The sequence below is a fragment of the Butyrivibrio sp. AE3009 genome, assembly GCF_000420845.1.
In the GTDB taxonomy this organism is placed as follows: domain Bacteria; phylum Bacillota; class Clostridia; order Lachnospirales; family Lachnospiraceae; genus Butyrivibrio.
The window spans coordinates 182299-194506 of sequence record NZ_ATVS01000001.1 but is presented as its reverse complement, the minus strand read 5'-3'; the positions used below and the strand labels follow the sequence as shown (position 1 = coordinate 194506).

The 12208-nt window shown below is 44.7% G+C and carries 7 protein-coding genes; 6 read left to right on the top strand and 1 reads right to left on the bottom strand.

Going from position 1 to position 12208, the window contains the following annotated elements; translation table 11 throughout:
• The first annotated feature begins 162 nt into the window (after positions 1-162).
• The 5 genes from G588_RS0100770 to G588_RS0100750 all read left to right on the top strand — a co-directional run bounded on the left by G588_RS0100770 (position 163) and on the right by G588_RS0100750 (position 9375).
• Entirely contained in the window at positions 163-1389 is a 1227-nt protein-coding gene (locus G588_RS0100770; protein ID WP_022776847.1) for an EAL and HDOD domain-containing protein, read from the top strand.
• Positions 1390-1425: 36 nt separating this feature from the next.
• Complete coding sequence (locus G588_RS21105; RefSeq protein WP_022776846.1) at positions 1426-5238, top strand: EAL domain-containing protein; 3813 nt, start codon at positions 1426-1428, stop codon at positions 5236-5238.
• A 4-nt stretch (positions 5239-5242) separates the two neighbouring features.
• Positions 5243-6007, top strand: a complete 765-nt coding sequence (locus tag G588_RS21100) for a response regulator (protein WP_022776845.1) — start codon at positions 5243-5245, stop codon at positions 6005-6007.
• 12 nt (positions 6008-6019) lie between these two features.
• A complete protein-coding gene (locus G588_RS0100755) occupies positions 6020-8002 on the top strand; it encodes an EAL domain-containing protein (protein WP_022776844.1) in 1983 nt (660 codons plus the stop codon).
• An 80-nt stretch (positions 8003-8082) separates the two neighbouring features.
• Positions 8083-9375 carry a PrsW family intramembrane metalloprotease gene (locus G588_RS0100750; RefSeq protein WP_022776843.1) on the top strand — a complete coding sequence of 431 codons (1293 nt, stop codon included), beginning with the start codon at positions 8083-8085 and terminating at the stop codon, positions 9373-9375.
• On the opposite strand, the gene G588_RS0100745 is transcribed toward G588_RS0100750, so the two are convergent.
• Positions 9359-9910, bottom strand: coding sequence for a histidine phosphatase family protein (locus G588_RS0100745; RefSeq protein WP_022776842.1), 552 nt, complete (start codon positions 9908-9910; stop codon positions 9359-9361). The two genes, G588_RS0100750 and G588_RS0100745, sit on opposite strands and share 17 nt — an antisense overlap.
• Before the next feature lie 116 nt (positions 9911-10026).
• Here G588_RS0100745 and G588_RS0100740 point away from each other — a divergent pair, with 116 nt between their 5' ends.
• Complete coding sequence (locus G588_RS0100740) at positions 10027-12171, top strand: hypothetical protein (protein WP_155830714.1); 2145 nt, start codon at positions 10027-10029, stop codon at positions 12169-12171.
• The last annotated feature ends 37 nt before the right edge of the window (positions 12172-12208 follow it).

Here is a 12208-nt window from a genome sequence, read left to right as displayed (position 1 = left end):
ATTTAGCGGTTATGAGCGGATTTGCGCCTATTTTTTGTGACTATCGGTATAGTGATAATAATTAGCGGAATTTTATAAAAATATAATATAATTACCCGTTTAATTTTGCTAAAATATACTTGAGTGGGAGTATGTCTTTATGCACCTGAAAGGAGACTTTTTATGCTGGCTACACTTATTCCTTTGTTCGACGCCAATATGTCTGTATGCGCATATTCTGTTTTTGCGCGAAAGGAAAACCACTTTCTGAATCCGAATTATGAAGGTACCGCCAGATATGACGGAGCCGGAACAGTCCATGAACTGGAGGTTGTCAGCAGCATGGGCGTAGCCACTTTGTCCGGAGGAAAAGAAGTCTTCGTTCCCATCAATCAGTTTTCAATATTTGCGGAAATATCCCTTCAGTGTACAGTGCCGGCAAATAAGGTAGTGCTTTTGATGGATAACACCATCACACCTGAAGAAACCTATGTCAAAAGAGTAAGAGAACTCAAGGAACAGGGCTACAAGCTGGCTATCAGAAAACTCCCCATCAGCAGTTTCGAAGCATATAAGAATATCCTCAGTAAGTGTGATTATATCTTGCTGGATCATGTGAAGATCGATGTGTCCAAGGCAAGAATGTACTTCAACAAAGTTTATCCGGGCATCAAGCTGTGCGCTGTCAACGTTGATTCCCAGGAGGATTACAAGGAACTCAAGGATGACGGAGGGTACGATCTGTACGAAGGCAGCTTTTTCAGAATGCCTGTCAAGGACTCCGAGACCGAGGTCAATCCTCTTAAGGTTAACTATATTGAGCTTTTAAATGTTGTTAATGCACCTGACTTTGATCTTACGGATGCTGCCGATGTTATCGGCAAGGATCCTGCGCTTGTTATCTCACTTCTTGAGATGGTTAACAGAATGGCACTTAATTCTGAGATCACATCCATCCGTCACGCGGCAGCAATGCTGGGACAGAGGGAACTCAAGAGATGGATCAATACCGCCGTTACCAAGGAGCTGTGCGCTGACAAGCCCAGTGAGATCACAAGACTTGTAATGATAAGAGCTAAATTTGCTGAAAACCTGGCAGAGAGCTTTGAGCTTGCCATGATGGCGCAGGAACTGTTCATTATGGGACTGTTTTCAGCTCTTGATATTATGCTGGAAAAAACCATGGAAGAAGCACTGAGTATGGTACAGGTATCCAAGAACGTCAAAGATGCCCTTCTGGAAGGAAAGGGTGAATTTGCACCTGTCCTTGATTTCATCAAAAGATATGAGGATGCGGATTGGACGGAAGTATCCAGGCTTATGGTTGTGGGCAATATGGACATGGATAAGGTATATGAGGCATATCTAAATGCCCTCAAGTGGTATCGCGATCTGATTCCTCAGGGATGAGAGGAAGGGTAAACTTCCTGATCTTAAGGTGTTTTTATGGACAGTGTTCAGAACTTTGGGAACTTAACCTTTAATCTTGCTGCTGTAATTATCAGTGTTACCTGTATTTTTTATACTATTCTGATGAAGAACAGAATGAGGACGAAGAACACGATTTTCCTCTGGATCCTCGTTATTGTTGCTGTTGATGCCATCACAGGTATATTTGGTGACCCGATAAGGACCGCAGATATTCCGTTTGCCACAAGGTTTTTTATTTTTCATCTGCTTCAATTTGTGTATTTCTTTACACATTTCGCTATAGCAGCCATTTTTGCGCTGTATATTCTTGCTGTATGCAATGTCGGATACAGATTTTCCAAAAAAAGCAGAAGAATGCTGGCACTGCCTTTTGCAATCATGGAAGCAATGGTAGCCACCAATCCCGTCTTTCATCTGGTCTATACTGTGGACAAAAACCTGGCATTTCACAGGCAGGCCGGAGTATATATCGCTTATGCGGTCAGCGCATTCTATGTGCTTTTTGCAATAGCGGCTCTCTTTGTCTATTGGAAAAGCCTTAATAATCTCAACAGAATAGCAGTGATATATTTCTTCGTGCTGGTTATTCTGGGCACCATTATTCAGATGGTGAATTTCAATATCAGATGTGAGCTTATGTGCGAAGCCATAGGTCTTATGGGACTTATGATAATGCTGGAAAATGACGACGAGAAGATGGATTCCGCCACCAAGGCCTATACCCGTAACGTTTTTATCCAGGATACCGGTAGCTACTTCAAATACGGCAGGAATTTTACGACTTTCGCAGTTCATATTAGAAATGCTGATGTTTACAGAAAAATAACGGGCTACGAGGAATTTGAGAGCCTTTTGTCGGTGGTAGTTTCTTTTTTGACAACTGTTGAACCGGGGACAGATGTGTACAGAGCCGATATCAACTGTTTTTTTGTTGTGTGCCAGGCGGTAGACAGGGAAAGAGCCGATCATATTTCTCAGATGATACTGCAGAGGTTTGGCGACGAATGGATCCACGGATCCACCAGTGTCAAACTTAAGGCCTTGATTCTGCAGGCCAGATCTCCGGAAGAATTTGGAAGTATTGAGCATCTGTTCCTTCTGTCGGATACAACCATGGAAACTGAGTCGGACAAAGTGCTAAGGGGACACGACCTTGACTTCCTGTTAAGAAGAGCTGATGTGGAAAAGGCTGTCAGAAGAGGAATCCAGAACGACGGCTTCAGGATATATTACAAGCCCATATATACCAGGAGCGAGCTTAGTATCTGCGGTGCTCAGGCCAAGCTTCAGTTCGTGGATAAGGAACTCGGAAACATCGCGGAAGAGGAGTTTATGCCTATTGCCGAGCAGACAGGTATTATAGAAAAGCTCGGATGGTTTGCTCTTGAGGAAGTACTGTACTTCCTCGGAGGCGGTATTGCAGAGGAGATGGGTCTTGAATTCATAAGCCTTGGACTTTCCTCGGCGCAGGTTATTCAGTCGGATTTTATTGTGAGGGTCAGGTCTTTGCTCAGTAAGTTCGGGGTAAGGCCCTCGCAGATAGTTTTTGAAGTGACGGAGGCCTCCGCCACAGCGGATCAGAACGTTCTGGGAATCATTATGTCAGAACTTGCCTGGGACGGCATCAGGTTTTTAATGGATGATTACGGCACAGGATTCTTTAGCATGCAGAGCGCATCCCAGCTTATGTTTGAGGGTGTGAAGATAAGTGCGGATCTTTTGGAAAAATCCAACCAGATGGAGCAGAGCCGCATTATTATAGAAAACAGACTTAAGATGATGCATCAGATGGGCAAGAAGGTGATCCTTCAGAATGTGGACAACCAGGAGCTTCTTGATCTTGCGGATATAGCAGGGGCGGACTATCTGACAGGTGAGTATTTCTCTCAACAGGTCAGCAAAAATGAGTTTATCGCCATCCTACGCGCAACAGAGATGGCTCGCATGGAGGAGAGAAGGGCGAAGGCAGCCAACGAAGCCAAGAGTAATTTCCTTGCAAATATGTCCCATGAGATCAGAACCCCTATCAATGCCGTACTTGGCATGAACGAGGTCATCTTAAGAGAGTGCAAGGACGAGAAGATATTAGAATATGCCCAGAACATCGAGGGAGCAGGCAGAACTCTTTTGTCCCTTATAAATGACATACTGGACTTCTCCAAGATCGAAGCGGGAAGTATGGAGATAACCGAGGCGGAATATGATTTCAGCTCGGTACTTAACGATGTCTATAACATGGTTCACATCAAGGCGGAGCAAAAGGTCCTTAAGCTGATTTTTGATATAGATAAGAACCTGCCCAATACGTTGTTTGGCGATGAGATGAGACTTAGGCAGATCATAGTCAACATCCTCAACAATGCCATCAAGTATACCAAGGAGGGCACAGTAACACTGACCGTAACCGGAGATGAAGGCTTTGATGGTAGTATTCAGCTCAGGATGGATGTCACCGATACGGGTATGGGCATCAAGGAAGAGGATCTTGAGAATCTCTTTGATAAGTTCAAGAGACTTGATATGGAAAAGAATAAGACCGTGGAAGGAAGCGGACTTGGACTTGCCATTACGAACAGTCTGCTGCAGCTTATGGGAGGCTCCATCAGCGTTAAGAGTGAATATGGCAAGGGTTCCACTTTTTCCATGATCCTTCCTCAGAAAGTGGTGGGAGATGCCAGGATCGGAGATTTCAGGCAGAAACTAAGCGAGGCTTCCAAGGAAAAGAAGAAGTACAAGGAGAGCTTCACAGCGCCGGAGGCAAAGGTTCTTGTGGTGGACGATACGCCAATGAATCACGTTGTCATAAGAGAACTCCTAAAGCCCACAAAGCTCAAGATATCCACCGCCAGAAGCGGCGCGGAATGTCTGGAGAAGCAGCATAAAAAGAAATATGACCTTATTTTCCTGGATTATCGAATGCCTGAGATGGACGGCATAGAGACTCTGGCAGCCATGAAGGCAGATACAGAGAGCCCCAACCTGAATACTCCTGTGGTGGTTCTTACCGCCAACGCCATAACAGGTGCCAAGGAGAACTTCATGAAGGAGGGCTTTGACGATTACCTGAGTAAGCCCATTGAGAGCGAGAAACTGGAGGAATGCCTTATCAGGTTCCTTCCAAAGGATAAGCTCATTATGACCCGGGAAGAACTTGCTGACGGAGAAGAGACTGATACGGCACAAACGCAGAAGACTCCGGAAGTCGCTCCGGAGGAAAGGCCCGACTGGATGGATAAACTTGAAGAGATCGATCCTTCGGAGGGACTTAAGAACTGCGGAAGTGTTGACAGTTATCTTAGCATATTGAAGGTGTATTACGAGTCCTCCGATATGGCACAGAGAAACATTGAGACCACTTATGAGGAGAAGAACTGGAAGGACTACACAAGCTATGTTCATTCTCTTAAGAGCACCAGCAGAACCATAGGCGCCATGAAGCTCTCGCTCCTTGCAAAAGAGATGGAGGATGCCGGTAATGCGGGTGACATTGAAACCATTGAACTTCATCAGAACGAACTCCTTAACCTGTTCTCCATAGTGAAGTATTCCCTGTCGGAGATCCCGGAGATCGCAGGCGACAAGGATGAGGACGAGGATGACAAGCCGCCTATTTCAAAGGCACAGCTAAGGGATGCCTACAGCACCATAATCGAAGTTAGTAAGAGCTTTGACTATGACACCCTTCAGTTTGTTCTGGATTCAATCAAGATATACAAGCTGCCGCCTGATGATGCCAAGGCCATAGCCAGGATAGGAGAGCTTTCCTACAAGCTTTCCTGGGAGCAGATACAAAGTGTTGCATCGCAGCGTTTGAACATAGAGGAGTAATGACATGAAGAAAAAGATTCTGCTTGTGAGAAATGAAGAAACTTTTTTGGTAAACGCCATCAAGAATGCTCTTTTGAGCAATAGATTCGAGGTGACGGATTCTTCCTATGCACTGTCGGAGCTGGCCATCAAAAAGAATGATGCGGATCTGATAGTTCTGTATACGGATCAGGATTTCGAGGAGCATAAGGATGCAATGGTCTATTTCAAGGATCTGTGCATCGAGGAAAACATGATAATGCTCATAATAGGCGACAAGGATGCCTTCGACCTGGTGCATAAGTTCGTCCCGAAGGAGGATATAGCCTTCGAGGTTACAAGGCCTCTTGATATGGCGGATCTTATAAATAAGGTTGCTACTGCCACTGACGAGGAGTTCGAGCTGGCAAGAAGAAAGAGCATACTTATCGTTGATGACGATCCTACCTATATTCAGATGATAAGAGAGTGGCTCAAGGATACCTACAGAGTGGGCATGGCCAATTCCGGAACCCAGGCTGTGGCTTGGCTTGCTACCAACAAGGCGGATCTTATTCTCCTTGATTACGATATGCCTGTGCTGGACGGCCCCAAGGTAATGGAGATGCTAAGGAGCGAGTCTTTTTCCAGCTCTACCCCGGTTATGTTTCTTACGGGCAAAAATGACAGGGACAGCGTTACCAACGTTATCTCACTGAAACCTGCGGACTACCTGCTTAAGACTATCAGTAAGGACAAGCTTCTTCAGACCCTTGATGTTTTCTTCAAAAGCAAAAATAAAGCGTATTGAGAGTAAAAAGATATGATGGATACCAGTGGATACGGCAGTCTGGCATTCAGGATTGCCGCAGCAATTATAAGTCTGACCTGTGTTTTTTACACACTTTTGATGCGAAACAAAAGGAGTGCCAGGAGCAACCTTTTTGTTACTCTTTTGCTGCTTACTTTTATTGATTCCATAACCGGAATAATTTCATATCTGACACAGAATTCAGAACTTGCATTTAACGCCAAGTTCGTCATTTGCTATGGATGTAAACTGGTGTATTTTGTTACACATTTTGCGTTCATACCAACTTTTTTGTTCTATATCATCCTGGTCTGCGGAGTTATGTACAAGCTAAAGTTTCTGCAGAGAGTCATTATTGTTTTCCCTATTATTGTGCTTGAAATACTGCTTTTACTCAATCCCTTTATTAGTTTCATGTTTGTTCACGAGGGGAATCTTGTGTTTGTCAGAAGACCGGGAATTTATGTTGTATACGCAGTAGCTGTGGTATATGCTGCTTTTTCTTTCTATCTTCTTATGAGATATTGGAAAAACATAGGAACCGTCAAGAGGGTGGCAATGAGCTATTTTTCCCTTCTGGTTGTGACGGGAACTGCAATACAGATGTTAAATCCCCAGATCGTATGCGAGTTACTGGCGGATTCCATAGGCCTTATGGGAATCATGATCATGATCGAAAAGGACGATGACAAGGTGGATTCGGTCAGCGGCACCTACAACAGAAACGCATTTTTGTATGACCTTAACAATTTCTTCAGTCTGAAAAGAGAGTTTGTGGCCATCTGCGTAAGAATAAGCGATGCAGACAGCTACCGCAAGATCGTAGGTTTTGAGAATTTCCAGAACATCATCAGAGAGATTGGTGTATTCCTTGTGGGAATAGATGACAAATACGATGTCTACAGAGCAGAGGATTCCTGCTTTTATATTCTGTGTCCGGATATCAGCGATGCGGAAGTTGAGAGCATGACATGGCTTATCAACAACAGATTTAATGAGGGTTTTGATGTGGGAGAAGGAGCGACCATGATCAAGGCAAGGATCCTTGCGGCCAAAACACCGGGACAATTTAACAGCGTTGATGATATCTTTCTTCTTGCGGAGGCCGATATCGAGAGCGCTGACAAGAGTGTGTTTATTGGAAGTGATCTGGACTTCCTTGTTCGCAAGATCGAAATTGAGAAGGCCATTGGACGAGGCATCTCCGAGAAAAATTTCAAGGTGTTGTACCAGCCTATGTACAATGCAAAAACCGGTAAGATCACTTCCGCAGAGGCTCTTCTTACTCTTAATGATTCTGTGCTTGGGGCCATAGCTCCCGAGGAATTCATGGCAGTTGCGGATAAAACGGGATTTATTGAGGAGCTTGAGGTCAGGATGATTGAGGCTGTATTCAGATTCCTGGGCACCGGCGTTGACAGATCGGATATGCGCATAGAGTTTGTGCTTATTCATTTTATGTCCATCAAGACCATCAGTAAGTCGGTGGCTGATGCCATCAAGGACAATATGGAGAGATTTAAGATCGATCCTTCCCTTATTGCGTTTGAGATCAATGAGCATGATGCGCATATGGGTATAGATTCCCTTGAATATATCATGGATGTTTTCAAAAAGCTTGGTATCAGGCTGTTCCTCGGCAATTATACCTCCGGGTATATGGACTACAGAACAGGTTACAACAAGGGCTTTGACGGGATGATCATCCATGTCCGCAACATCATGGAAGGAACGGGGTATGAGAACGGTAAGATCCTGATTAATACCAGGGTCAGCCTCCTTAATCAGTTTAACAGCAAGGTCATTATTTCCAGGATCGATAACAAGGAACAATATGACATCGTAAAAGATCTTTCGGCCCACTGCTTAAGCGGTAATTACATTTCTCCTTCAATGACCAGAAATGAGCTGCAGCTGCGGTTCTGGCACGGGGAGAGAGTGGAATTTTCTGAGGACGGAGTTAAACATTTTGAAGAAGATGAAAATAACCTTTGATTATTAATAGATTTTGAAGTATGATGTTTTTGTTTACGGGGGAGAAGAGGAGAAATAATAGTTTTGATGGGAGAAAATTTATGGATCATTATGTCATGACCGTGCTGGCGGTTTTGCCTGCAGCGGTGCTTCTTTGGTTTATCTACAAAGAGGACAAAGTAGAAAAAGAGCCTTTGGATGTTCTTGCCAAGATTTTTGGATGCGGTGTCCTTTCAACAGCTATCGCAAGCTTATTCGAATATTGCGGATTCAATATTCTTTATCTTTTGTTCAATGGTAATATCAGGAATATTTTTTATATTATCATTTCAAACTTCCTGGTGGTTGGTTTATCCGAGGAGTTTGTTAAGCTCATGGCAGTCAGGATTGCAGCCTGGAAGGACAAGGCCTTTAATTATACCTTTGACGCAGTAGTTTATTGCGTGACTGCATCACTCGGATTCGCTGCTCTTGAGAATATTAAGTATCTTTGGGATGCTTCATATGAGTTATCTGTTATGAGAGCCATACTGTCAATTCCGGGACATGCAATATTTGCCGTATTTATGGGAATGTATGTGGGATTTGCCAAGTACTGTGAGGGACAGGGTAATATTCCCGCAATGAAGTCCAATCTCTGGAAGGCACTTCTGATCCCTGCACTTGTTCATGGTTTCTTTGATTTCACACTTACCATGAACCACATTGTATGGCTTATAATCTTCTTTGCATTTGAGGTTGCTATCGTTATTATCGCTTTCAGGAAGATCAAGTCTCTTGCTTCAGGAGATACGGCTATTTTCCAGAATTATTACTCCTGGCTGTGGCAGACCAAGAAGAATGCTCAGAAGGAGCAGATCCGTCAGCTCCAGTACAGCCAGCAGATGCAGCAGCAGTATGGTCAGCTTCCCGGAGCTCAGACTGTACTCGGCAGCCAGCCTCAGTTAACAGGCGGTCAGAACAATAACCAGAATCTTCTGCTTGGACAGAACAATAACTTCCAGCAGGCTCAGAATATGAGCTGGAAGCCCGCACAGGGTGCCCAGTATGCTAACAACATGGCTGCACAGAATGCGCAGATTCAGCAGCCCGCAGGTAACAACTGGCAGGCCAATCAGAACAACAATTTCCAGCAGGCCCAGAATATGAACTGGCAGCCCGCAACAGGAGCTTACCAGCAGCAGGTTATGCAGAACAAGGATCTGAGTCAGCAGCCGGTCGGAGGCTTCAATCCTGCAGGACAGCCTACATCCAACTGGCAGCCAAATCAGAGTGCTAATTTCCAGCAGGCACAGAACCAGCAGTTTGGTCAGGCAGCCCCTGTTCAGCAGAACCCTATGCAGCCACAGAACCCTGCACAGCCACAGAATGGTAACTTCAATCCACAAGCTTAACCAGCTCACAGTTACCGATCAGATTATCCCAGAAATTTGATAGAGGCGTTCTCTTTATGTGAGATATGAGACTGCAATTCATTGCACCGTGTCCCACGATGAGAACGTCTTTTTTTTGTGCAAGAAGTGGGTATACCTTATCTTCAAGAAAAGACAGGGTTCTCTCATTTAAGTGCTCAAAGGTTTCAGCGCCGCCCTGCGAGACATAAGCTGTGGGGTTGACGAAAAGGTCATTTATCGGGCAGGCCGGATTGTTGAAATATCCTGTCACACCTTCGTATTCACCAAAGCCCATTTCAATCAGTCTGTCATCGACGACAACGGGTATATCTCTTCCTTTCAGAAACAGCTCTGCGGTGGTTCTTGCTCTTGACAAAGGAGAGCAGAAACAGATGTCCAGAGGGACATTTTTGTATTTGACACAGGCTTCTCTTGCAGAGGCGATTCCTTCTTCGTTCAAGGGGATGTCTACATGCCCCTGGAGCTTTTCAAGCTTGTTCCAGTCTGTTTTGCCATGCCTCATGATATATAGCATAAAAAATTCTCCTTAATCACATTTTCTACATAAAATTGTGATATTATGTTTTTTGGCATTTTATTGCCAAACCAATGATAACATATTGAATTAAAAATACATAAGGGGAAACAGGTATGAATTGTAGTAATTGCGGGAATATATTGCAGCCTGGGGAGAAGTTCTGCAATGTATGCGGAGAGAAGCTCTCTGTATCACAGGGAATGAATGGTCAGCCCTCACAGGGACCGGTGAATATTGTCTGGAGTCCGCAGGGGCAGACACCGGATATGAATCAGATGCCCGGTATGAATCAGGCACAGAATATGAATCAGATGCCGGGAATGAACCAAATGCCGGGAATGAACCAGATGCAGGGAATGAATCAGGCACCGGACATGAATCAGATGCAGGGAATGAATCAGATTCCCGGTATGAATCAGGCTCCGGATATGAATCAGATGCCGGGAATGAACCAGATGCCGGGAATGAATCAGGCACCGGACATGAATCAGATGCCGGGAATGAACCAGATGCAGGGAATGAATCAGGCACCGGACATGAATCAGATGCAGGGAATGAACCAGATTCCCGGTATGAATCAGGCTCCGGACATGAATCAGATGCAGGGAATGAATCAGATGCCCGGAATGCAGCAGCCGGCAGGTAAGTCCGGAGCTAAGTGGGTAATCCTCGGAGTGGTGGCAGCCGTTATATTGTTCCTTGGAATAGGTGGTTTTGCTGCGTACAAGTTTATGCCCTCCTTATTTGGAGGATCACAGCGAGCCAGTGCTCAGCCTTCCGGCAGCAATGTAACTGATCCCGGAGAGACACCTGATGGCCCCGACATGCCTGAGCAACCTGAAGATCCAGCCGGTGACGGCGTTCAGAATGCTGCTCCTGCCCCTGTGGACACTGCCAAGCAGGGAACCCAGAACAGACAGGAAGGCAATACAATATATGTTGTTGACGGAGGCCTTTATAACGACACAGGTTCCTACAACATGGACTTCTATGACAAGGACGAATATGTTAACGGCTCTTTTGCCTGCCGCAACAGCGCTATGACAATTGTGGACGGAGAAGCTTTTTATTATATTAATTCAGCCCTTGATGTTAATGTAGAGGCTGTTGATGTCAACTATGGCGGCATATCTTATTTTGGCAATACACTGTTTTATGTTACAGGTTATGGCAAAGAGAAGTCTGCTCTTTACCTGATCGATAAGACAGAAAATAAGAAATACATGATAGATGAAGAAGTATCCGGTTATAATACAGCTATTTCTCCAAACGGTAAGAGAGTAGCCTATTCCAAGTATATGGAAAATGGACCGGTACTGTTTATGTCAGGTATCGGAATGGAAGCGCAGGAGATATGTGCCGGCAACTGCGATATTCTGGCTCTTTCGGATGATGGACAGCTGATCTACGGAGTAAGAGCTGATGATTATGAGGATGACAGCTACAGCATGTACTGCTACAAGGGACCTGATTCCAATAAGCTCATCACTGAGGTTGCTCCACAGACCATCTATGTTGATAATGATGCCGAATCTTTCCTTATGATAGGCATGAACGACAGGAAGTTGTACTATTTCGATGGCTCCATGAGTGAAGTCAAGGTTGTTTACGACAGCGAAATAACTGATGTATTTGGCGGAACCATGGCCATGAGACAGGACTACAACATTGAGATCATCCCCAGCTCATCAGTTGACGGAGTTGCATTTACCGCAAAAGACGGCGGTACGATGGTGTTTGTGGGAGCTGATAAGGAACCTTTTCGTCTGGCTGAAGAAAAAGTATACAATCTTCCATGCTTTGTAAGTGGTGATGAATGCTACTATGCTGTGGCCTCCGGTGACGGCACAATTGCAAAATATCAGTATAAGCCCGGCGGAACTCCTGAAGTAAGTGATACCTATACCGTGGAAGGTAATATCAGTGATGTATACGCAGATGTGGATCTGGAGTATCTGTGGTACTGCAACAGAGACGGACAGTTGTTCATGCTCCACGACGGAGAATCAAATATGATTGCTGAGGGAATTACTTTCAATCATACTTATTCTGCTTATTACAATCCCTTTGACAGCCTTGTATATGTTGTTAAGGACGGGAAGCTCTGCAGCGTTGATAAGGACGGCAATATCAAGGATACCGGATGTGAGTGTGATTCAATCTATCCTTCTTACAAGAACAAGCTTGCAGTTGGATATGCTGATTCAGCCATGAAGAATTATATTTATGTTGCCGGAAGAGCAATATGTGAAGAGTAATATGTAAAGAGTAAAAATATGGGCAGTGCGATCAAGT